Annotated in this window: 18 protein-coding genes; all 18 read left to right on the top strand. The window is 65.6% G+C overall.

The features are described from left to right. The first annotated feature begins 48 nt into the window (after positions 1-48). Positions 49-1,554, top strand: coding sequence for a glycerol kinase GlpK (glpK, locus tag AC07WS_RS17120; protein ID WP_494730244.1), 1,506 nt, complete (start codon positions 49-51; stop codon positions 1,552-1,554). Positions 1,555-1,827: 273 nt separating this feature from the next. Next, entirely contained in the window at positions 1,828-2,592 is a 765-nt protein-coding gene (locus tag AC07WS_RS17115) for a PAS domain-containing protein (RefSeq protein WP_492926788.1), read from the top strand. Between the two features lie 189 nt (positions 2,593-2,781). Next, positions 2,782-5,028 (top strand): M9 family metallopeptidase, encoded by a 2,247-nt coding sequence (locus tag AC07WS_RS17110; protein ID WP_494730243.1) that lies wholly within the window; start codon positions 2,782-2,784, stop codon positions 5,026-5,028. Between the two features lie 631 nt (positions 5,029-5,659). Beyond that, a complete protein-coding gene (mraZ, locus tag AC07WS_RS17105) occupies positions 5,660-6,088 on the top strand; it encodes a division/cell wall cluster transcriptional repressor MraZ (RefSeq protein ID WP_117013024.1) in 429 nt (142 codons plus the stop codon). Positions 6,089-6,097: 9 nt separating this feature from the next. Continuing rightward, entirely contained in the window at positions 6,098-7,072 is a 975-nt protein-coding gene (gene rsmH, locus AC07WS_RS17100; protein ID WP_494730242.1) for a 16S rRNA (cytosine(1402)-N(4))-methyltransferase RsmH, read from the top strand. After that, positions 7,069-7,344: a cell division protein FtsL gene (gene ftsL / locus AC07WS_RS17095; protein WP_020705059.1), complete on the top strand. Its 276-nt coding sequence runs from the start codon at positions 7,069-7,071 to the stop codon at positions 7,342-7,344. Before rsmH ends, ftsL begins: the two co-directional genes overlap by 4 nt. Then, positions 7,341-9,116 (top strand): peptidoglycan D,D-transpeptidase FtsI family protein, encoded by a 1,776-nt coding sequence (locus AC07WS_RS17090; protein ID WP_494730241.1) that lies wholly within the window; start codon positions 7,341-7,343, stop codon positions 9,114-9,116. Before ftsL ends, AC07WS_RS17090 begins: the two co-directional genes overlap by 4 nt. After that, positions 9,113-10,669, top strand: a complete 1,557-nt coding sequence (locus AC07WS_RS17085; RefSeq protein ID WP_494730240.1) for a UDP-N-acetylmuramoyl-L-alanyl-D-glutamate--2,6-diaminopimelate ligase — start codon at positions 9,113-9,115, stop codon at positions 10,667-10,669. Before AC07WS_RS17090 ends, AC07WS_RS17085 begins: the two co-directional genes overlap by 4 nt. After that, complete coding sequence (locus tag AC07WS_RS17080) at positions 10,669-12,063, top strand: UDP-N-acetylmuramoyl-tripeptide--D-alanyl-D-alanine ligase (RefSeq protein ID WP_494730239.1); 1,395 nt, start codon at positions 10,669-10,671, stop codon at positions 12,061-12,063. Before AC07WS_RS17085 ends, AC07WS_RS17080 begins: the two co-directional genes overlap by 1 nt. A 2-nt stretch (positions 12,064-12,065) precedes the next feature. Continuing rightward, complete coding sequence (gene mraY / locus AC07WS_RS17075) at positions 12,066-13,235, top strand: phospho-N-acetylmuramoyl-pentapeptide-transferase (protein ID WP_070267200.1); 1,170 nt, start codon at positions 12,066-12,068, stop codon at positions 13,233-13,235. Then, entirely contained in the window at positions 13,235-14,752 is a 1,518-nt protein-coding gene (gene murD, locus AC07WS_RS17070; RefSeq protein WP_494730238.1) for a UDP-N-acetylmuramoyl-L-alanine--D-glutamate ligase, read from the top strand. The genes mraY and murD overlap by 1 nt, the downstream gene beginning before the upstream one ends. After that, on the top strand, positions 14,752-15,972 hold the full coding sequence (gene ftsW, locus AC07WS_RS17065) for a putative lipid II flippase FtsW (RefSeq protein WP_494730237.1): 1,221 nt from the start codon (positions 14,752-14,754) through the stop codon (positions 15,970-15,972). Before murD ends, ftsW begins: the two co-directional genes overlap by 1 nt. Beyond that, the gene (gene murG, locus AC07WS_RS17060) at positions 15,969-17,036 is read left to right on the top strand and encodes an undecaprenyldiphospho-muramoylpentapeptide beta-N-acetylglucosaminyltransferase (protein ID WP_494730236.1); all 1,068 of its coding nucleotides are present in this window, start codon (positions 15,969-15,971) and stop codon (positions 17,034-17,036) included. The genes ftsW and murG overlap by 4 nt, the downstream gene beginning before the upstream one ends. After that, entirely contained in the window at positions 17,033-18,424 is a 1,392-nt protein-coding gene (murC, locus tag AC07WS_RS17055) for a UDP-N-acetylmuramate--L-alanine ligase (protein ID WP_494730235.1), read from the top strand. The genes murG and murC overlap by 4 nt, the downstream gene beginning before the upstream one ends. A gap of 2 nt (positions 18,425-18,426) precedes the next feature. After that, entirely contained in the window at positions 18,427-19,386 is a 960-nt protein-coding gene (locus AC07WS_RS17050; RefSeq protein WP_494730234.1) for a D-alanine--D-alanine ligase, read from the top strand. An 8-nt stretch (positions 19,387-19,394) separates the two neighbouring features. Further along, a complete protein-coding gene (locus tag AC07WS_RS17045; RefSeq protein ID WP_117013036.1) occupies positions 19,395-20,198 on the top strand; it encodes a cell division protein FtsQ/DivIB in 804 nt (267 codons plus the stop codon). 35 nt (positions 20,199-20,233) lie between these two features. Continuing rightward, on the top strand, positions 20,234-21,466 hold the full coding sequence (gene ftsA / locus AC07WS_RS17040; RefSeq protein WP_008445439.1) for a cell division protein FtsA: 1,233 nt from the start codon (positions 20,234-20,236) through the stop codon (positions 21,464-21,466). Between the two features lie 109 nt (positions 21,467-21,575). After that, entirely contained in the window at positions 21,576-22,799 is a 1,224-nt protein-coding gene (gene ftsZ / locus AC07WS_RS17035; protein ID WP_494730233.1) for a cell division protein FtsZ, read from the top strand. The last annotated feature ends 33 nt before the right edge of the window (positions 22,800-22,832 follow it).

Below are 22,832 nucleotides of genomic sequence, written 5' to 3'. Positions count from 1 at the left end.
TGCCGCGGGACCGACGCGCACGCCGCGGCACCCCCGGGGACTTTGCCGATGAAAAAATACATACTGGCCTTGGATCAAGGCACCACCAGCTCGCGCGCCATCCTGTTCGACCATCACGGCGATATCTGCGGCAGCGCGGCGCAGGAATTCCCGCAGCATTTCCCGCAGCCCGGCTGGGTCGAGCACGACCCCAACGAAATCTGGAACAGCCAGCTGACCGTGGCGCGCAAGGTCCTGCACGACAACCACGTCGAGGGCAGCCAGATCCTGGCGATCGGCATCGCCAACCAGCGCGAGACCACGGTGGTGTGGGACCGCAAAAGCGGCGAGCCGATCGCGCCGGCCATCGTCTGGCAGGACCGCCGCACGGCCGACACCTGCGAGGCGCTGCGCGCCGACGGCAAGGCCAGGAAGATCACCGACATCACCGGCCTGGAGCTGGACGCCTATTTTTCCGCCACCAAGCTCAAATGGCTGCTCGACCATGTGCCGGGCGCGCGCGAGCGGGCGCGCCACGGCGCGCTGGCCTTCGGCACCATCGACAGCTGGCTGACCTACAAGCTGACCGGGCGCCACGTCACGGACGTCAGCAACGCCTCGCGCACCATGCTGTTCAACATACACCTGATGCGCTGGGACCACGACCTGCTGCAGCTGTTCGATATTCCCGAGCAGATGCTGCCGCAGGTGGTGTCGTCCAGCGAGGAGGTGGGCCACACCAAGGCCGCGCTGTTCGGCGCCGAGATTCCGGTGGCCGGCATCGCCGGCGACCAGCAGGCCGCCACCTTCGGCCAGGCTTGCCACACGCCGGGCATGGTCAAGAACACCTACGGCACCGGCTGCTTCATGCTGATGCATCTGGGGCGGCATCCGGTGGCCTCGCACAACCGGCTGCTGACCACGGTCGGCTGGCGGGTCGACGGCGCCACCGACTATCTGCTGGAGGGCAGCGTGTTCATGGGCGGCGCCACGGTGCAGTGGCTGCGCGACGGGCTGGGCATCATCGAGCGCTCCAGCGACGTCGAGGCGCTGGCCGCCAGCGTGCCCGATAACGGCGGCGTGTTCATGGTGCCGGCCTTTGTCGGACTTGGCGCGCCGCACTGGGATCCGTATGCGCGCGGCGCGCTGGTCGGCCTGAGCCGGGGCAGCAACCGCGGCCACATCGCCCGCGCGGCGCTGGAGGCGATCGCCTATCAGAGCGCGGAGCTGATGGCGGCCATGCAGAAGGATGTGCAGGCGTCGCACCGCGCCATTCCGCTGACCGAGGTGCGCGCGGACGGCGGCGCGGCCCGCAACGATCTGCTGATGCAGTTCCAGGCCGACCTGCTGGGCGTGCCGGTGCTGCGGCCCAAGGTGACCGAGACCACGGCGCTGGGCGCCGCTTATCTGGCCGGGCTGGCGGTGGGCTTCTGGGAGACGCAGGAGGAGATCGCGGCGCAGTGGTCGTGCGAGCGCCGCTTCGAGCCGGCCATGTCGGCCGGGCGCCGCGCCGAGCTGCTGGGGCAGTGGGGCCGCGCGGTCGAGCGCTCGCGCGGCTGGGCCGACGGCAGGTAGGGTGCGGGGGAAGGCCGGCACGGACCTTCGCCGAAGCTTGCTGCAATCGCCTCCTGAAACGTGCTGAAATTGATCGCTTCCTTCTGCTGGAGCGGCGCGGCCAATTGCAGCGAGACTCCGCCAATTTCAGAAGTTTTCAGAGGGCCGTTGCAGCAGGTTTGCTAGAAGGGCCGTGCCAATACCCCCTGGGTATGTATTCTCACGGCAAGGTTCCAGTGTGCTCAAGGATAAGGTAATATTGGTTGTCTTGTCACCTAAGCAACTGGAGCAGCGATGCAAAATGTCGAGCTGAATGCGATCGAAATCCTGTTCGATGAACTGAGCGATGTCGCGTTTTTCGTCAAGGACCGCGACGGCCGCTACCTGGCCGCCAACCGCACGCTGGTGCGCCGCTGCGGCCTGCGCACCAAGCAGGAAATCGTCGGCAAGACGGTGCTGGAGGTGCATCCGCGCCACCTGGCGCAGAACTACATGGCGCAGGACCGCGAGGTGATCGAGGCCGGCCACACCATCAGCAAGCATCTGGAGCTGCACCTGTATCCCAACCGCCGCCACGGCTGGTGCCTGACCCACAAGACCCCGCTGCGCGACGACGCCGGCGCCATCGTCGGCCTGGTGGGCACCTCGCACGACCTCGGGCTGGCCGACGACCACCATCCGGTGTACCGGCAGATCGCCAGCATCGCCCAGCACATCCGCGACAACTACAAGGAACCCCTGTGCCTGAACCAGCTGGCGCAGGAGGCCGGCCTGCCGCTGGCGCGCGTGGAGCGGCTGTTCCAGCGCGTGTTCCACTACAGTCCGCGCCAGCTGCTGCTGCAATCGCGGCTGAACGGCGCGCTGGCGCTGATCGAGGCCGACCAGACGCGCAGCATCGCCGACATCGCCAACGATTGCGGCTATTCCGACCACAGCGCCTTCAGCCGCCAGTTCAAGGCGCTGACCGGCATGACGCCGGTGCAGTACCGCGCGCAGCACCACGGCGCGCGCGCGCAGGCCGCGCCGGCGGTGTCGCTGTGGCAGGAATTGGGCGCGTGAGCGCGCAAAGTGTGGTATTTCCGCGCAAACGCTGTGCCGATCCCGCACCCCCGGCTGTTTAAATAGAGCGAACCGCCGGCCACCGTCCGGTGCGCGCAATGCCTTGCAAACTCATCAAGATAGTATTTCCTAGCCGCCCAAACAGTGCGGCAACAGACCTATAACTATTCTTGAAGAAGAGAGGCAGACATGTCGTTATCGAGGAATATCCTGTATCTGGGCGGCCTATGCATCGCCAGCCTGAGCATCGCCGCCCACGCGGACCAGGTTGGCGATCCGGCCGCCGACCACCACGGCCGCCTGAAGCAGGCGCCCATGCCGCACCAGCGCCAAAACCTGCCGCCGTCGATCGAGCAGCAGAAGTACCAGGTGGCGCCGACCACCAAGCCGCGCTACGACCTGCTGCCGCGCTCGCAGCGCAACAGCCTGACGCCGCTGAGCGCGACGCCGGAATGCAAGGACATGGGCAAGCTGGCCAGCTACAGCGGCGCCGCGCTGGCCGACTACCTGGTCAACCTGCCGGACTACGAATGCACCTATGGCCTGTTCTCGCTGACGCCGGAGCAGGGCGCGACGGTCTACTCGGCCGCCAACATGAGCGCCATCGCCAGCCGCTTCACGCAGGAAGCCCGCAACTACAACGCCAGCAACATGGCGCTGGTCAACCTGACGCTGTACCTGCGCGCCGGCTACTACCTGGCCGAGGGCGGCACCATCTCCTATCCGGCCGACTCGCTGAAGACGGCGCTGCGCACGCCGATCAAGCAGCTGGCCGACGGCACGGCGCTGTATGCGCCCAACACGGTGGCCAGCAGCACCGCCGGCGAGGCGCTGCGCCTGATCACCAATATGCATGACGAGCCGTACTACCTGCCCAGCATGAAGGCGCTGGTGCAGCGCTACACCAACAGCGCCACCAATCCGCACGCGGTCGACGCGCTGCGCAACCCCAGCACCGCCGGCGCCTTCACCTCGGCGTTGACGGTGTTCTTCTATTCGCACTTCCGCGCCGACGGCGTGCCGCTGCTGCAGAACGACCTGTCGTACGCGACCGCGCTGAACGCCTTCGTCACCTCCAACAAGGCGGTGCTGCTGGGCGACTACTACGGTTACGAGCTCAACGATGCGACCAACGAGGCGTTCCGCTTCATGCAGTACCCGGCGCTGAAGGACGGCATCAAGCCGATGGTGAAAGCCATGCTGGCCAGCTCCAGCATGACCGGCGCCGACAGCGACCTGTGGCTGGCGGCCGCCTCGGCCGTCAAGTACTACGACAACGCCAACTGCTCCGAGTACGGCACCTGCGACTATGTCACCCAACTGGCCAACACCGTGCTCAAGTACAGCAAGGACTGCAGCCCGACGCTGCACATCCGCGCCCAGGACATGACGCCGGAGCAGCTGCAGGACAGCTGCGACAAGCTGGCGGTGGAGGAGGGCTATGTGCACGAGATGTTGAAGACCAACCGCACGCCGGTGGCCAACGACTACAACACCTCGCTGGAACTGGTGGTGTTCGACGACTACGCCAACTACAGCAAGTACGCCTCGGTCATCTACGGCATCAGCACCAACAACGGCGGCATGTACCTGGAGGGCGAGCCTGACCAGCCGGGCAACCAGGCGCGCTTCATCGCGCACGAGGCCTCGTGGCTGCGCCCGACCTTCCAGGTGTGGAACCTGGAGCACGAGTTCGTCCACTACCTGGACGGCCGCTTCGACATGCTGGGCGACTTCGCGCAGGCCACCTCGGTGCCGACCGTGTGGTGGATCGAGGGCATCGCGGAATACATGTCGCTCAAGAATAACAACCAGGTCGCGATCGACATGGCCAAGACCGGCACCTACCGCCTGAGCCAGATCTTCGGCAACACCTACAGCATGGCCGACTATGTGCCGCGCGCCTACCGCTGGGGCTACATGGCGACCCGCTTCATGATCGAGCGCCACCGTTCCGACGTCGACGCCGTGCTGGGCCAGTTCCGCGTCGGCGACTACAGCGGCTACCAGGGCTTCATGAACCGCATCGGCACCGGCTACGACGCCGAGTTCGCCGACTGGGTGAACAACGCCACCACCGCCGGCCAGCCGCCGATGCCGGAGCCGCAACTGCCGCGCTGCTCGTCGACCAGCTACCTGGGCAAGAACTGCGGCATCACCGGCCTGTCCTCGAGCGGCCAGGCGTATGTCTACCTGATGGTGCCGGCCGGCGCCAAGAACGTCAAGGTCTACAGCCGCGGCGGCACCGGCGACGTCGACCTGTACCTGGCGCTGGACCGCTACCCGAGCGTGGCCTCGTTCGACATGGTGTCGGCCACCGCCGGCAACGCGGAAAACCTGTACCTGCCCAATCCGGTGGCCGGCCACTGGTACTACATCATGCTGAACGCCAAAACCCCCTTCAGCGGCGTCGCGGTGTACGCCACCTACGATTGATGCTTGATTAAGATGCACTTAAAACGGCGGCCGCACGGCTGCCGTTTTCGTTTTCGGCCGGCGGATTTCGTATAATACCGGCTGGCGGTGGTGGCTCAAATTGTCTATACAAGTTGAGCCATGCCGCGGCGATGTCCCTCGACGCACCCAGGTTTTGCTTTCCGCTTCAGCGCGCCGCCGGCGCGACTTGCCGCAAGAAATCCCCTCCGCACGCACATTCCCGCCCGCCCGCCACCGATATCTATTTGCTATTGCAATGTTGGCGCTTTGCAACTTTATGCATTTAATTCAATTATTTTATGCGGCCTTTTTCAGCCCTGGCGCGCCGTCAAACACATGTGCGCAGATGAGGTAGCACATTCACACTTTGACATAAGTACTTAATTTACCTGACTATTTTATTTCTACCCGGCTTCAAGGAATCGCGCTAAGTCCTTAATTTCATTACTAAAATCGCTGTTTCGTTTGCCGGAAAGCGCTTGACCACCATTCTTGCTTCCTCTAAAGTGGGCATCTGTGTGAAAAAGTGTCTTTTTGTGGGAAATTTCACCCGACTTAGCGGCGGGGGAGATGCAAAGCAGAAAACGCCGATCATGCTCCGCTAACCCTACTGAGGTCAAAAGGTAATCCCGTGTTTCAAGGCGCGTCCGCAATCAATCTCGATGCCAAAGGCAGGATGTCCATCCCTGCCAAGCACCGTGACGCGCTGTCGATCCAGTGCGAAGGCCGCCTCACGCTGACCCGCCATCCCGACGGCTGCGTCATGCTGTTCCCCCGCCCGGTGTGGGAGCAGCACCGCCAGCAGATCGCCCAGTGGCCGCTGCAGGCCCGCGCCTGGCAGCGCATCTTCCTCGGCTACGCCACCGACGTGGAAATGGACACGGCCGGCCGCATCCTGATCGCCCCCGAGCTGCGCACCGCCGTCGGCCTGGAGCGCGAGGTCATGATGATGGGCATGGGTTCGCACTTTGAAATCTGGGATGCCGCCAAGATGGCGGAAAAAGAGCAGCAGGCGATCGAAGCCGGCACCCCCGATGTCCTCGCCAATTTCTCCTTCTAAGGCCCCGTGATGACTACTACATCGGTGCCGGAATTTCAGCATCGGACGGTGCTGCTGGACGAAGCGGTCGACGCGCTCGACATCGCCGGCGCGCGCGCCGACGGCGTCTACGTGGACGGCACCTTCGGCCGCGGCGGGCACTCGCGCCTGATCCTGTCCAAACTGGGCGCCAACGCGCGCCTGATCGCCTTCGACAAGGACCTGCAGGCGATCGCCACCGCCGAACAGATCGCCGACCCGCGCTTCACCATCGTCCACGACAGCTTCGCCACCATGCAGGCGGCGCTGGCCGAGCGCGGCGTGGCGCGGGCCGACGGCATTTTGCTCGACCTGGGCATCTCGTCGCCGCAGGTGGACGACGCCGCGCGCGGCTTCAGCTTCCGCAACGACGGCCCGCTCGACATGCGCATGGACACCACGCGCGGCATGTCGGCGGCGGAGTGGCTTGCCACAGAAACCGAACAGACACTGGAAAAGGTGATCAAAGAATATGGGGAAGAACGGTTTGCTTTTCAGATTGCAAAGGCGATTGTTGCTCGCCGGGCAGTCGAACCAATTTCAAGCACACGACAGCTTGCCGGCATCGTGGCAGGCGCGGTCAAGACTCGGGAAAAGGGCAAGGACCCGGCCACCCGCACCTTTCAGGCTATCCGGATTTTCATCAATAAAGAGCTTGAAGACCTCGAGATCGGCCTGACGCAAGCCTGGAACAGCCTGGCGCCGGGCGGCATCATCGCCATCATCAGCTTCCACTCGCTGGAAGACCGCATGGTCAAGCGCTTCTTCGCGTCCAAGGCCAACGTCGAGCAGCCCGACCGCCGGCTGCCGATCCGCGCGGTCGACCTGCCGCAGCCGGAACTGAAGCTGCTGGCCAAGTTCAAGCCGTCCGACGCCGAGATCGACGCCAACCCGCGCGCCCGCTCGGCCGTGATGCGGGTCGCGCGCCGCCTGCCTTTCACCGCCACGGCGAAGGGCGCGGCATGAGCGGCAAGATCAACCTGGTGCTGGCGGCCCTGCTGGTGGCCTGCGGGCTGTCGCTGGTGAACGCCCAGTACCAGGCGCGCCACCTGTTCATCGAACTGGAACGCACGCAGTCGCAGGCGCGCCAGCTCGACATCGAATGGGCGCAGCTGCAGCTGGACCAGTCGACCTTGGGCAAGCACGCCCGCATCGAGGAGATCGCCCGCCGCGACCTGAACATGACGCCGCTGACCGCGGCGCGCACCCAGTACCTGACGCCGGAAGGATCGAAATGAGCCGCGCCAGCAATGTGAACACCTCGCGCGTGGCCGCCTCCAAGGGCGTGCCGTTCTCGAAGAACCCGGTGCTGGCGGTGCGCCTGCCGGTATGGCGCTCGCGCGTGGTCTTGTTCGTATTGTTCGCCGCCTTCGCCGGCCTGGCCGCGCGCGCCCTGTGGCTGCAAGGCCTGTCGACCCAGTTCCTGCAAAAGCAGGGCGAGATCCGCTACGCCCGCACATTGGACCTGCCGGCCACGCGCGGCAAGATCACCGACCGCGACGGCCAGGTGCTGGCGTCGTCGGTGCCGGTCAAGGCCATCTGGGCGATCCCGGACGACGTCCAGGACGCGCCGCCGGCCAAATTGAAAGAGCTGGCGCGCCTGCTCGACATGAGCAACGCCGAGCTGCAGAAAAAACTCGACTCCGACCGCGGCTTCGTCTACCTGAAGCGCCAGGTGGAGCAGGACGTGGCCGACCAGATCACCAAGCTCGGTATCGACGGCATCCAGACCCGCAAGGAATACAAGCGCTTCTACCCGCAGGGCGAGGTGACCACCCACGTGGTGGGCTTCACCAACGTCGAGGACGTGGGCCAGGAATCGATGGAACTGGCGCAGCAGAAGACGCTGGTGGGCCAGCCGGGCAGCCGCCGCGTGATCAAGGACCGCCTGGGCCGCATCGTCGAGGACATCGAATCGGTGCGCGAGCCGCACGACGGCAAGGACCTGACGCTGTCGATCGACAGCAAGATCCAGTACATCGCCTACACCCAGGTGAAGGAGTCGGTGGAGAAGTTCCACGCCAAGGCCGGCGCCGCCGTGGTGCTGGACGTGCACACCGGCGAGGTGCTGGCGCTGGCCAACTGGCCGACCTACAACCCCAACGACCGCTCCAAGCTGACCGGCGAGCAGCTGCGCAACCGCGTGATGACCGACACCTTCGAGCCGGGTTCCTCGCTCAAGCCGTTCACGGTCGGCCTGGCGCTCGACGAGAAGCGCATCACCCCGCACACCATGTTCGACACCGGCGCCGGCGCCATGGTGATCGCCGACCACGTGGTCCACGACACCCACCCGCACTACATGATCGACGTGCAGGGCATCATCCAGAAATCGTCCAACATCGGCACCTCGAAGATCGCGCTGGGCATGCCGCCGCAGGAGATGTGGGAAATGTTCACCAAGGTCGGCTTCGGCCAGCAGCCCAAGTGGGGCTTCCCCGGCGCCGTGGCCGGCCGCGTGCGCCCGTACAAATCGTGGCGCCCGATCGAGCAGGCCAACATGAGCTTCGGCCAGGGCATCTCGGTGTCGCTGATCCAGCTGGCGCGCGCCTACATGATCTACGCCCGCGACGGCGACATCATCCCGCTGTCGTTCCAGAAGGTGACCGAGGCACCGCACGGCACCCAGGTGGTCAGCGCCAAGACCGCGGCCGAGATGCGCGAGATGCTGGAGATGGTCACGCAGCCGGGCGGCTCCGCCGTCAAGGCCCAGGTGCCGGGCTACCGCGTGGGCGGCAAGACCGGCACCGCGCAGAAGTTCCTGAACGGGCACTATTCGCAATCCAAATACATCGGCAACTTCGTCGGCATGGCGCCGATGTCGAACCCGCGCTTCATCATCGCCGTCATGATCGACGAGCCGGGCGGCCCGGTGCACGTCGGCGGCGACGTGGCCGGCCCCGTGTTCTCCGCGCTGGCCGCCAACGCGCTGCGCGCCAAGAACATCACGCCCGATTCGACCCTTACCCATATCATCATTCCTGATAATGCATCACAGGAGAACCAGTGACCACTTCTGACTTCGACCCGCTGGCAATCGCCGCCGCCATCCGCAAGCTCGCGCCGACCGCGCAGCTGGCTTCGGATTCGCGCCGCATCAAGCTGGGCGATGTGTTTTTCGCTTACCCCGGCGACGCCGGCGACGGCCGCAGCTTCATCGACAGCGCCATCGAGCAGGGCGCCGCGCTGGTGGTGCTCGACCCGGCCGGCTTCACATGGAACGCCGGCTGGACCGTCCCCTACATCACCGTCGAGCAACTCAAGCGGCACGCCGGCGTGATCGCCCACGCGTTTTATGAGCAGCCGGATGCGGCGATGTTCACCGTCGGCGTCACCGGCACCAACGGCAAGACCTCCAGCGCCGTGTGGCTGGGCCACGCGCTCTCGCGCGGCGCCGAGCCGGCCGCCGCCGTCGGCACGCTGGGCGTGGGCCTGTTCCGCGCGCGCGGCGACGTGGAATACGACGTCACCGGCTACACCACGCCGGACGCGGTGCTGCTGGCGCGCACGCTGGCCGACCTGCGCACGCAGGGCGCGGCCTCGCTGGCGATCGAGGTGTCGTCGATCGGGCTGGAACAGGGCCGCGTGGCCGGCATGCACTTCGACGTCGCGCTGTTCACCAACCTGACCCGCGACCACCTGGACTACCACGGCACCATGGAGGCCTACGAGGCCGCCAAGACCAAACTGTTCGACTGGCCCGGCCTGAAGACGGCGGTGGTCAACCTGGACGACCCGATGGGCCTGCGCCTGATCGCGCACCTGAAGGCGAAGGCGCCGCTGGCCGGCGACATTCCTTTGATCGGCTACACGCTGCAGGACGCCGCCGCGCAGCCGGACATCGAGGGCGTGCTGATGCTGCGCGCCAGCCAGATGCGCGCCAGCCGCAGCCTGGGCACCGAATTCCACCTGGAGTGCGCGCTCGGCGTGGCGCTGATCAAGACGCATTTGGTCGGCAACTTCAACATCAGCAACGCGCTGGGCGTGATGGGCGCGATGCTGGCCAAGGGCCTGGGCCTGCGCGCCGCCATCGAGGCGGTCGAAGCGCTGCAGCCGGCGCCGGGCCGCATGCAGCAGGTCGGCGGCCAGGACGCGCCGATGATCGTCATCGACTACGCGCACACGCCGGACGCATTGGAAAAAACGCTGGCCGCGCTGCGCCCCGTGGCCACCGACCGCGGCGGCCAGCTGTGGTGCGTGTTCGGCTGCGGCGGCGACCGCGATCCGGGCAAGCGCCCGCAGATGGGCAGGATCGCGCAGATGGCCGACCACGTGCTGGTCACCAGCGACAACCCGCGCAGCGAAGACCCGCACGCCATCATCGAGCAGATCGTCGCCGGCATGGACCGCAGCAACCCGGCATCGACCGTGCAGACGCTGGACGACCGCGCCGCCGCCATCCTGTCGGCCATCAAGCACGCCGGCAAACCGGACGTGATCCTGTTGGCCGGTAAAGGCCACGAGCCGTACCAGGAAATCAAGGGCAAGAAACTGCCATTCTCCGACGCCGACCACGCGCAGCTGGCGCTGTCGGCCCGCTTAACCATGATGAGGACGAATTGATGCGTGCAGCACTCGCACAGATTCTGCCTTCCGTAACCGGCGCCGCATTGATCGGCTCCGGCGAAGTTGTATTCAGCGGCGTCTCCACCGACAGCCGCAACGTATTTGCAGGTTCGCTGTTCGTCGCCCTGCGCGGCGAGGTGTTCGACGCCCACGACTTCCTCGCGCAGGTCGCGGAGAAGGGCGCCGCCGCCGTCGTTGTTGAAGAACTGCCGGAAGGCTGGGATGCGGCCAAGGTCGCGGCCATCGTCGTGCCCAACACGCTGGTCGCGCTGGGCCAGATCGCCAACCACTGGCGTCGCCAGTTCGCCATGCCCGTCATCGGCGTCACCGGCAGCAACGGCAAGACCACGGTCAAGGAAATGATCGCCGCCATCCTGGCCGCCGCCCACGGCGAAGAAGGCCGCCTGGCCACGCGCGGCAACCTGAATAACGAAATCGGCGTGCCTTTGACGCTGTTCCGCATGGAGGCGAGGCAGCAGTCGGCCGTGGTGGAACTGGGCATGAACCATCCCGGCGAGATCGGCCGCCTGAGCGCCATCGCCGCGCCCACCATCGCCATGGTCAACAACGCCCAGCGCGAGCACCAGGAATTCATGCACACCGTGGAAGCGGTGGCGCGCGAGAACGGCGCCGTGCTGGCCAGCCTGCCGGCCGACGGCGTGGCCGTGTTCCCGCATGGCGACGAGTTCACGCCGGTGTGGGAAGAACTGTCGGCCGGCCGCCGCGTGCTGCGCTTCGGCCTGACCAAGGAGGCGGAAGTAAGCTGCACCTTCCGCGCCAACGATTTCGGCAACGAGATGTTCGTCACCATCCGCGAAGGCGCGGGCGAGGCCGAACAGTTCTTCGTCAACCTGCAGGCGGCGGGCGACCATAACGTGCGCAACGCGCTGGCCGCCGTGGCCTGCACCTACGCCGCCGGCATCGCGCTCGACAAGATCAAGCTGGGCCTCGACACCTTCGCGCCGGTCAGCGGCCGACTGCAGAAAAAGGCCGCGGCCAACGGCGCCGTCGTCATCGACGACAGCTACAACGCCAACCCGGATTCGGTGCGCGCCGCCATCGACGTGCTGTCCAAAGCCGCCGCCCCGCGCGTGCTGGTGCTGGGCGATATGGGCGAAGTCGGCACCCAGGGCCGCGAGTTTCACGAAGAAATCGGCGCTTACGCGCAGAGCAAAGGCATCGAACAGGTGCTGGTAACCGGCGAATTGGCGTCCCACATGCGTGGGAACGCCATCCGTCATTTTGAAAACTTCGGCGATTTGCTGGCTGCTGTGGAAGCAGCCGTCACGCCGGATGCAACCGTATTAATCAAGGGCTCCCGCTTCATGAAAATGGAACGGGTCGTGCAGCATTTGATTGGATCGCAACAAGCTAACAAGGAAAGTCACTAATCATGCTGCTTTGGCTCGCTCAGTATTTTCAGCAGGACCTCGGGCCGCTCCGGGTCTTCAACTTCATCACCTTCCGCGCGGTGTTCGCCACCGCGACGGCGCTGCTCATCGGCCTGTCGGCCGGTCCCGCCGTGATCCGCAAGCTGACCGCCATGAAGTACGGCCAGGCCGTGCGCACCGACGGTCCCCAGACCCATCTGAAAAAACACGGCACCCCGACCATGGGCGGCGTGCTGCTCCTGATCGCCATCGGCGTCTCCACGCTGCTGTGGTGCGACCTGTCGAACCGCTTGATCTGGCCCGTGCTGATCGTCACGCTGGGCTTCGGCGCCGTCGGCTGGGTGGACGACTACCGCAAGGTGGTGCGTCAGGACCCGGAAGGCATGCGCTCGGCGGAAAAATACTTCTGGCAGTCGCTGGTCGGCATCGGCGCCGCGCTGTACCTGGCGTTCTCGGTGTCCGCGCCCAACGCCGGCAAGGTGTTCGAGCTGTTCTTCGCCTGGGTGCAGTCCGGCTTCTCGATGGACCTGCCGCCCAAGGCCGACCTGATCGTCCCGTTCTTCAAGACCATCAGCTACCCGCTGGGCGTGTGGGGCTTCATCGCGCTGACCTACTGTGTCATCGTCGGCACCAGCAACGCCGTTAACTTCACGGACGGCCTGGATGGCCTGGCGATCATGCCGACGATTATGGTCGGCTCGGCGCTCGGCCTGTTCGCCTACCTGACCGGCAGCGCCACCTATTCGAAGTACCTGTTCATCCCGCACATTCCCGGCGCGGGCGAACTGATTATCTTCTGCGGCGCGCTGGCCGGCGCCGGCCTGGCCTTCCTGTGGTTTAACACCCACCCGGCCCAGGTGTTCATGGGCGACGTCGGCGCGCTGGCGCTGGGCGGCGCGCTGGGCACCATCGCCGTCATCGTGCGCCAGGAAATCGTCCTGTTCATCATGGGCGGCATCTTCGTCGCCGAGACGGTGTCGGTGATTATCCAGGTGGGCTGGTTCAAGATCACCAAGAAGCGCTTCGGCGTCGGCCGCCGCGTGTTCCTGATGGCGCCATTGCACCACCACTTCGAACAAAAAGGCTGGAAAGAGACCCAGGTCGTCGTGCGCTTCTGGATTATCACGATGATGCTGGTGCTGGTCGGACTCTCTACTTTGAAACTGCGCTGATGATCTACGAAGGCAAAAACGCACTGGTACTGGGACTGGGTGAATCCGGTCTGGCGATGGCGCTGTGGCTCGCCCGCAGCGGCGCGCGCGTGCGCGTGGCCGACACCCGCGAAGCGCCCGAGCGCCTGCCGGCGCTGCGCGCCGCCGTGCCGGAGGCGGACTTCGTCGCCGGCCCGTTCGGCGCCGCGCTGCTCGAAGGCGTGGACTTCGTCGCCGTCAGCCCCGGCCTGGCGCCGTACCGCGAACTGAAAGAGATCGCGCCCGCCGCCACCGCCGCCGGCGTGCCGGTGTGGGGCGAGATCGAACTGTTCGCGCAGGCGCTGGAAGCGCTGGAGCAGGAGCGCGGCTACACGCCCAAGGTCATCGCCATCACCGGCACCAACGGCAAGACCACCGTCACGACGCTGGTCGGCCAGCTGTGCGAACGCGCCGGCAAGACCGTGCGCGTGGCCGGCAACATCAGTCCCGCCGCGCTGGACGTACTGCGCGAAGTGATCGACGCCGGTGAGCTGCCCGAGGTGTGGGTGCTGGAACTGTCGTCCTTCCAGCTGCAGACCACCTTCACGCTGGAGGCGGACGCCGCCACCGTATTGAACGTGACCCAGGACCACCTGGACTGGCACGGCGACATGCCGTCCTACGCCGCCGCCAAGCACCGCATCTTCGCCGCCGACACCGTGCGCGTATTGAACCGTGACGACGCCACCGTGATGCGCATGGCCAGCGCCACCGGCCATAACGTCACCTTCGGCATCGACGCACCCACGCAGCGCGACGATTTTGGCCTGAACAGCGAACGCGGCGTGCTGTGGCTCGCCACCGCCGTCCCGGCCGAGGAAGAGGGCGAACCGAAGAAACGCAAGAAGAACGATCCGCCGCCGCCACCGGTTGAATGCATGGTCAAGAACCTGATGCCGGCCGACGCGCTGCAGATCCGCGGCGTGCACAACGCGTCCAACGCGCTGGCCGCGCTGGCGCTGTGCCGCGCCATCGACCTTCCGCTGGCGCCGCTGCTGCATGGCCTGCGCGAGTACCGCGGCCAGCCGCACCGCGTGGAACTGGTTAGCGCCATCAACGGCGTCGAATACTACGACGACAGCAAGGGCACCAACGTCGGCGCCACCGTGGCCGCCTTGAACGGCTTGGGCAAGGCCTTCACCGGCGCCAGCCAGCGCCTGGTGGTCATCATGGGCGGCGACGGCAAGGGCCAGGACTTCGCGCCGCTGGCCGAGCCGGTATCGCGCTATGTGCGCGCCGTGCTGCTGATCGGCCGCGACGCGCCGCAGATCCGCGCCGCGCTGGAAGCCTCGGCGGACCTGGGCTATGACATCGAAGACTGCGGCACCGACCTGCCGCAAGCCGTCAAGCGCGCCGGCGAACTGGCGCAAGCCGGCGACGCCGTGCTGCTCTCGCCAGCCTGCGCCAGCATGGACATGTTCAAGAACTACGCGCATCGCGCCCAGGTGTTCATCGACACCGTGCGCGAAATCGCCCTCGACGCAGGACAGGAGCTCTGATGGCCTTCCAGATGCCGTTCCGCTTTGCTGACAAGTCGACGCCCCCGTCGATGGACAGCCGCGCGCGGCAATCGAAGATGATGGAGTACGACCAGCCGCTGGTCTGGGTCACGCTGCTATTGATGCTGCTCGGGATGGTGATGGTGTATTCGGCCTCGATCTCGCTGCCCGATTCGCCCAAGTTCGCCAACTACGCGCGCTGGCAGAACACCTACTTCCTGCAACGGCAGGCGATGTTCATCGGCGTGTCGCTGCTGGCCGGCCTGTTCGTGTTCCGCATCCGTATCTGCGACCTGCAGAAGGCCGCGCCGTACCTGTTCATCGGCACCCTGGTGCTGCTGGTGCTGGTGCTGATCCCCGGCCTGGGCGTGGTGGTCAACGGCGGCCGCCGTTGGCTCTCGCTCAAGGTGATCAACGTGCAGCCGTCGGAACTGATGAAAGTCGTGGCGGTGCTGTACGCCGCCGACTACACCGTGCGCAAGCAGGAGTATATGCACAAGCTGACCAAGGGCTTCATGCCGATGGCGGCGGCGGTCGGCTTCGTCGGCCTGTTGCTGCTGCTCGAGCCCGACCTGGGCGCCTTCGGTGTGATCGTCTGCATCGCCATGGGCATCCTGTTCCTGGGCGGGATCAACGCCATCTGGTTCGGCGGCATCGGCGCGGTGCTGGTGGTGATCTTCGGCTCCATCATCGCGCTGTCGAAATTCCGCCGCGAGCGCTACTTCGCCTACCTCAATCCGTGGGAAGAGGACAACGCCTTGAACAAGGCCTACCAGCTGACCCACTCGCTGATCGCCTTCGGGCGCGGCGAGATTTTTGGCGTTGGCCTGGGCGGCAGCGTCGAGAAGCTGCACTACCTGCCGGAAGCGCACACCGACTTCCTGCTGGCGGTGATCGGCGAGGAACTTGGCCTGGCCGGCGTGCTGGTGGTGATCGCCATGTTCTACTGGCTGATCAAGCGTGCCTTCGACATCGGTCGCCAGGCCATCGCCATCGACCAGACCTTCGCCGGCCTGACGGCCAAGGGCATCGGCATCTGGATCGGCGTGCAGACATTTATCAATATGGGCGTCAACCTTGGCCTGCTGCCGACCAAGGGCTTGACCCTGCCGCTGATGAGCTATGGCGGCACGGGCGTGGTTATTAACTGCATCGGACTCGCGATCCTGCTCCGGATCGACTACGAGAACCGGGTCCTGATGCGTGGTGGCAGATTATGAAACGACTGATGATCATGGCGGCCGGCACCGGCGGCCACATTTTCCCCGGCCTGGCGATCGCGCAGACCTTGCGCGCGCGCGGCTGGGAAGTGACCTGGCTGGGCACCGCCGCCGGCATGGAACAGGACCTGGTGCCCAAGCACGGCATCGCGATGGACAGCATCGACTTCACCGGCATGCGCGGCAAGGGCCTGGCGCACACGCTGGGCGGCGCGCTGAAGATGGTCAAGGCCTTCGCTGCCTGCTTCGGCTACATCGGCAGCCGCAAGCCGGACGTGGTGCTGGGCATGGGCGGCTACGTCACCGTGCCGGGCGGCCTGATGGCGCGCCTGCGCGGCGTGCCACTGGTGCTGGTCAACGCCGACGCCGCGCTGCTGCTGTCGAATAAAACGCTGGTGCCGTTCGCCGATCGCGTGTGCTTCGGCTTCCCGGCCAACTTCGGCAAGGCCGCCAGCAAGGCCGTCGTCACCGGCAACCCGGTGCGCAAGGAGATCCTCGACCTGCCCGCGCCGGACCTGCGTTTCTTCGGCCGAGAAGGCCCGCTGCGCATCCTGGTGGTGGGCGGCAGCCTGGGCGCCAAGGCGCTGAACGACAACCTGCCGGCCGCGCTGGCGCTGATCCCGTCCGCGCAGCGTCCGCAGGTGACGCACCAATCGGGCAAGAAGAACATCGACGCGCTGCGCGCCGCTTACGCACAGGCCGGCGTGGAAGCGAACGTGGTCGACTTCATCGACGACATGGCGGCGGCCTACAGTCAGGCCGACGTGGTGATCTGCCGCGCCGGCGCGATCACCGTGTCGGAGCTGACCGCCGCCGGCGTGGCCAGCGTGCTGGTGCCGCTGGTTGCGTCGACCACCAGCCACCAGCGCGACAACGCGCAATGGATGGCGAAACAGAACGCGGCGATCCACATGCCGCAATCGGAAATGAGCGCGCAGAGTGTGGCGACGCTGTTGGAAACGCTGACCCGCGGCGCCTGCCAGACCATGGCGATGGCGGCGCGCGGCGTCGGCAAGCGCGATTCGAACGACGCTATCGCACAAGTATTGGAACAACTAGCATGAAGCATAAAGTACAGAATATTCACTTCGTCGGCATCGGCGGCAGCGGCATGAGCGGCATCGCCGAAGTGCTGCTCACGCTTGGCTACACCGTGTCCGGCTCGGACCTGGGCAGCAACGCCGTCACCCAGCGCCTGGCCGACATGGGCGCCACCGTTTATCAGGGCCACGCCGCAGGCAACATCGGCGACGCCGACGCCGTCGTCACCTCGACCGCCGTCCAGCAGGACAACCCGGAAGTGGTGGCCGCGCGCGCCCGCAAGATCCCCATCGTGCCACGCGCCGTGATGCTGGGCGAGTTGATGCGCCTCAAGCGCGGCATCGCCATCGCCGGCACGCACGGCAAGACCACCACCACCAGCCTGGTCGCATCGGTGCTGGCGCAAGGCGGCCTGGATCCGACCTTCGTCATCGGCGGTCGCCTGACTGCCGCCGGCGCCAACGCCAAGCTGGGCACCGGCGACTACCTGGTGGCCGAAGCCGACGAATCGGATGCATCGTTCCTGAACCTGACGCCGATGATCGAAGTGATCACCAACATCGACGCCGACCACATGGAAACCTACGAGCACGATTTCGAAAAGCTCAAGCAGGCCTTCGTCAGCTTCACGCACCGCCTGCCGTTCTACGGCCGCGCCATGCTGTGCATCGACGACCAGCACGTGCGCGCCATCCTGCCGCAGGTGACCAAGCCCGTGACCACCTACGGCTTCCACGAGGACGCCGAAGTGCGCGCCGTGAACGCCCGCGCGGTCGGCGTCGAGATGCACTTCACCGTGATCCAGGAAGGCTATCCGGACCTGGACGTGGTGCTGAACCAGCCCGGCCTGCACAACGTGCAGAACGCCTGCTCCGCCGTCGCCATCGCGCGCGAGATCGGCATCGAGGACAAGGACACCCAGGCCGGCCTGGCCGCCTTCGCGGGCGTGGGCCGCCGCTTCACCAAATACGGCGATGTCGCCATCCCCGGCGGTGGCACGTTCACGCTGGTGGACGACTTCGGCCACCATCCGCTGGAAATGGAAGTGACCACCGCCGCCGCGCGCGCCGCCTATCCCGGCCGCCGCCTGGTGCTGGCCTTCCAGCCGCACCGCTACAGCCGCACGCGCGACCTGTTCGAGGATTTCGTCAAGGTGCTGGGGACTGTGGACGTGCTGGTGCTGGCCGAAGTCTACGCCGCCGGCGAAGCGCCCATCGTGGCCGCCGACGGCCGCGCGCTGGCGCACGCATTGCGCGCACGCGGCAAGACCGAACCGATTTTTGTGGAGGCGATCGGCGATATGCCGGAAACCATCATGGGCGTGGCGCGCGACGGCGACGTCGTCATGACCATGGGCGCAGGCTCGATCAGCGGCGTCCCTGCCAAACTGACTAACTATCCAAAGGTCTGAAAGTGAATCACCTTACTCCTGTTGACGCAAAAGCCTTCGGCAAGGTCGGCGTGTTGTACGGCGGCCGCTCCGCCGAGCGCGAAGTGTCCATCATGTCCGGCAACGGCGTGCTGGCGGCCCTGCAAAGCAAGGGCATCGACGCCCACTTGTTCGACACCGGCATGCGCACGCTGGCCGAACTGGCCGCCGAAAAATTCGACCGCGTGTTCATCGCGCTGCACGGCCGCTTCGGCGAGGACGGCAGCCTGCAGGGCGCGCTGGAACTGCTGGGCATTCCGTACACCGGCAGCGGCGTGATGGCCAGCTCGGTGGGCATGGACAAGATCACCACCAAGATCGTCTGGCTGGCTGCCGGCCTGCCGACGCCGCGCTACGCGGTGTTGAACGCCGGCTCCGACCTGGACGCCGTCTGCGCCGACCTGGGACTGCCACTGATCGTCAAGCCGCCGCATGAGGGGTCGACCATCGGCATCACCAAGGTCAGCGCCGCCGGCGAGTTCAAGGCCGCCTTCGACATCGCCGCCGCGCTGGACGACTCGGTGCTGGCCGAGGAATTCGTCACCGGCCGCGAATTCACGGTCGCCATGCTGGGTTCCGGCGCCAATGCGCGTCCGCTGCCGGTGGTGGAGATCGTGGCCCCGCAAGGCAACTACGATTACCAGAACAAGTACTTCACCGACGACACCAAGTATTTCTGCCCGGCCGTGCTGCCGGAGGCGCTGACGCAGGAGATGCAGCGCCTGGCGGTGCTGGCCTACCGCGCCATCGGCTGCGAGGGCTGGGGACGGGTCGACTTCCTGCTGCGCGAGAGCGATCAGAAACCCTTCCTGCTGGAGGTGAACACCTCGCCCGGCATGACGGGCCACTCGCTGGTGCCGATGGCGGCGCGCGCGGAAGGCATCAGCTATGAAGACCTGTGCGTGGAAATCCTGCGCACGGCGCGTTTGAAAATGAAGGGTTAAGCAGCACGATGTGGCAAGACGCTAAAGCCTTGAATGCGACCGCCAGCGGCATTTTCGTCCTGACGCTGTTGGCATGCATCGCGGCAGGCGTGTGGTGGGTGGCGCAGCGGCCGATGTTCACGCTGCGCACGATCCGGATCGAGACGATCGGGCAGGACGAGTTAAAGCATGTGAATCACCTGACGCTGCGCAGCAACGCGTTGGGCCGCATCAAGGGCAACTTCTTCACGACGAATCTGGATGCGGTGCGCCAGGCGTTTGAATCGGTGCCCTGGGTGCGCCGCGCAACGGTGCGCCGCGAGTGGCCGGACCAGCTGATCGTGGCGCTGGAGGAGCATGAGGCGCTGGGCACGTGGGGCGAGGACGGCAAGCTGCTGTCGACCAAGGGCGACGTGTTCACCGCCAACCTGGCCGAGGCGGAAGAGGATCACACGCTGCCGGAGTTCGATGGACCGGACGGCAGCGAGAAGGAAGTGCTGTCGCGTTACGACGAGCTGCGCACCTGGTTCGCGCCGCTCAAGCTGGTGCCGGAGGCGCTGTCGCTGTCGGGGCGCTACGCATGGACAGTGAAGCTGAACAACGGCATGAGCGTGGCGCTGGGTCGCGAACAGACCAGCACCACGTTGAAGGAAAGGGTGGACCGCCTGATGGGAATTTATCCGCAGCTGGTGGAGCACTTGCAGAACATCGAGACCATCGATATGCGGTACCAGAACGGGCTGGCCTTGAGCGCGGCGGGATTGAAGATTCCGGCCGAGGGAGCCAAGCCGAAAGCGGCAGTTAAAAAGAACAACGTTAAACCACAACATTAAGCAGTAACAGCAGGCGAGAGAGTAGGCTAAAAGACATGACTAAAGACGCGAAAAACCTGATCGTCGGCCTCGATATCGGCACCTCGAAAGTGGTGGCCGTGGTGGCCGAGGTGATGGGCGATGGACGCCACGAGGTGATCGGGCTGGGCCAGCACGAATCGAAAGGCCTGAAGAAGGGCGTGGTGGTCAACATCGAAGCGACCGTCGAATCGATCCAGCGCGCGCTGGAAGAGGCGGAGCTGATGGCCGACTGCAAGATCCGCAATGTCTACGCCGGCATCGCGGGCAGCCATATCCGCAGCTTCAATTCGAGCGGCATGGTGGCCATCAAGGACAAGGAAGTGACGGCCACCGACGTGGCGCGCGTGATCGAAACGGCCAAGGCGGTCAACATCCCGACCGACCAGCAGCTGCTGCATACGGTACCGCAGGAGTTCATCGTCGACAGCCAGGAAGACGTGCGCGAGCCGATCGGCATGAGCGGCATCCGGCTTGAAGTGAAGGTCCACATCGTCACCGGCGCCGTGTCGGCGGTGCAGAACATCGTTAAGTGCGTGCGCCGCTGCGGCCTGGAAGTGTCGGACCTGATCTTGCAGCCGATGGCATCGGCCGACGCCGTGCTCACGCCGGACGAAAAAGAATTGGGCGTGGTGTTGATCGACATCGGCGGCGGCACCACCGACGTCGCCGTGTTCTCGGACGGCGCGATCCGCCACACCGCCGTGATCCCGATCGCCGGCGACCAAATCACCAACGACATCGCGATGGCCCTGCGCACGCCGACCTCGGAAGCGGAAGAGATCAAGATCCGCTACGGCGTGGCCAAGCAGGTGCTGGCCGATCCGGGTGAAACGCTGGAAGTGCCTGGCCTGGGCGACCGCGGCCCGCGCAACCTGTCGCGCCAGGCGCTGGCCGCTGTGATCGAGCCGCGCGTTGAAGAGCTGTTCGCCATGGTGCACCAGGTGGTGCGCGAATCCGGCTACGAGGGCGTGCTGTCGTCGGGCATCGTGCTCACCGGCGGCACTGCGATCATGCCGGGCATGGTCGAGATGGCGGAAGACATATTCCTCAAGCCGGCGCGCCTTGGCACGCCGGACTACCGCGGCCAGCTGGCCGACGTGGTGCGCAGCCCGCGCTACGCGACCGTGCTTGGCCTGTTGTTGGAAGCGAAAAAGCAGTACCTGCGTGGCCACATCGTCACGCGGCAGGATGGTTCGGTGAAGGCAGTATGGCAGCGCATGAAAGAATGGTTCTTGGGTAATTTCTAAGCTTATTTTTATAAACTATTTATATTAAAACCGCAGTTTTCAATCCCCAGTTCTTCTAACGATATGAGGACTGGCGCTTGAAAACCGCATTCTGATAGGGAGTCACATCATGGAGTTTGATATGGTCGATAACGCAGCTTTGGGCACCGTCATCAAGGTCGTCGGAGTCGGCGGAGCAGGTGGCAATGCAGTTCAACACATGATCAACAAAGGTATGGTCGGCGTCGAGTTCATCGCCGCGAATACCGATGCGCAAGCGCTGTCGACCTCCAAGGCCGACAACGTCATCCAGATCGGCGAGACCGGCCTGGGCGCCGGTATGAAGCCTGATGTCGGCCGCAAGCTGGCCGAGGAATCGCGCCAGCGCATCGAAGACTCGCTGCGCGGCGCGCACATGGTGTTCATCGCCGCCGGCATGGGCGGCGGCACCGGCACCGGCGCCGCACCGATCGTGGCGGAAATCGCCAAGTCGCTCGGCGCGCTGACCGTGGCCGTGGTGTCCAAGCCGTTCTCGCACGAAGGCCAGAAGTGCATGGACATCGCCGACGAAGGCCTGGAGCAGCTGTCGGCCAACGTCGACTCGCTGATCGTGATCCTCAACGAGAAGCTCGAAGAGATCTACGAAGACGAATCGCTGATCGAATGGCTGCAGCACGCCGACGATGTGCTCAACAACGCCGTCGCCGGTATCGCCGAGATCATCAACGTGCCGGGCCACATCAACGTCGACTTCAACGACGTCAAGACCATCATGGGCGAGCAGGGCAAGGCCATGATGGGCACCGCGACCGCGTCCGGCGTCGACCGCGCGCGCATCGCCGCCGAGCAGGCAGTGGCCTCGCCGCTGCTGGACGGCGTCGACCTGTCGGGCGCGCGTGGCGTGCTGGTGAACGTGACCGCGTCGCGTGGCCTGAAGGGTAAGGAGATCAAGGAAGTCATGGCCGCCGTGCGCGCCTTCGCCGCGCCGGACGCGTCGATCGCCCAGGGCATCGCCTACGACGACAACATGGGCGACGACATCCGCGTCACCGTGGTCGCCACCGGTCTGGGCAAGACCAAGAAGCACGTGCAGCTGGTTCCGCAGCAGATGCTGCGCACCGGCACCCACAACAGCCCGATGATGCCATCGGCCGCCCTGGGTGGCGCGGCTTCGTCGTCGGTGTCGATGGGCGCCACCAGCGGCATGGGCGGCGGCGCGTCGCCGGCCTTCGACGGCATGAAGGCGCCGGCCGTGTGGCGCCGCGAATCGGCTTCCGAGCAGGTGCGCGCGATGGAAAAGAATGGCATGGAAACCTATGACATTCCTGCCTTCCTGCGCAAGCAGGCGGATTAAGGCATACTGCTGGCTCTAAGCCGGTGAGAGCCG

The sequence above is a fragment of the Duganella sp. GW821-FHT01E12 genome (assembly GCF_059422325.1).
Note: the sequence above shows the minus strand (reverse complement) of the source record. Positions and strands in the feature narration are given on the sequence as shown.

Bases quoted from the DNA above. Each gene is read 5' to 3' on its own strand.
- glpK (WP_494730244.1), top strand. From the start codon at position 49: ATGAAAAAATACATACTGGCCTTGGATCAAGGCACCACCAGCTCGCGC.
- AC07WS_RS17115 (WP_492926788.1), top strand. From the start codon at position 1,828: ATGCAAAATGTCGAGCTGAATGCGATCGAAATCCTGTTCGATGAACTG.
- AC07WS_RS17110 (WP_494730243.1), top strand. From the start codon at position 2,782: ATGTCGTTATCGAGGAATATCCTGTATCTGGGCGGCCTATGCATCGCC.
- rsmH (WP_494730242.1), top strand. From the start codon at position 6,098: ATGACTACTACATCGGTGCCGGAATTTCAGCATCGGACGGTGCTGCTG.
- ftsL (WP_020705059.1), top strand. From the start codon at position 7,069: ATGAGCGGCAAGATCAACCTGGTGCTGGCGGCCCTGCTGGTGGCCTGC.
- AC07WS_RS17090 (WP_494730241.1), top strand. From the start codon at position 7,341: ATGAGCCGCGCCAGCAATGTGAACACCTCGCGCGTGGCCGCCTCCAAG.
- AC07WS_RS17080 (WP_494730239.1), top strand. From the start codon at position 10,669: ATGCGTGCAGCACTCGCACAGATTCTGCCTTCCGTAACCGGCGCCGCA.
- mraY (WP_070267200.1), top strand. From the start codon at position 12,066: ATGCTGCTTTGGCTCGCTCAGTATTTTCAGCAGGACCTCGGGCCGCTC.
- murD (WP_494730238.1), top strand. From the start codon at position 13,235: ATGATCTACGAAGGCAAAAACGCACTGGTACTGGGACTGGGTGAATCC.
- ftsW (WP_494730237.1), top strand. From the start codon at position 14,752: ATGGCCTTCCAGATGCCGTTCCGCTTTGCTGACAAGTCGACGCCCCCG.
- murG (WP_494730236.1), top strand. From the start codon at position 15,969: ATGAAACGACTGATGATCATGGCGGCCGGCACCGGCGGCCACATTTTC.
- murC (WP_494730235.1), top strand. From the start codon at position 17,033: ATGAAGCATAAAGTACAGAATATTCACTTCGTCGGCATCGGCGGCAGC.
- AC07WS_RS17045 (WP_117013036.1), top strand. From the start codon at position 19,395: ATGTGGCAAGACGCTAAAGCCTTGAATGCGACCGCCAGCGGCATTTTC.
- ftsA (WP_008445439.1), top strand. From the start codon at position 20,234: ATGACTAAAGACGCGAAAAACCTGATCGTCGGCCTCGATATCGGCACC.
- ftsZ (WP_494730233.1), top strand. From the start codon at position 21,576: ATGGAGTTTGATATGGTCGATAACGCAGCTTTGGGCACCGTCATCAAG.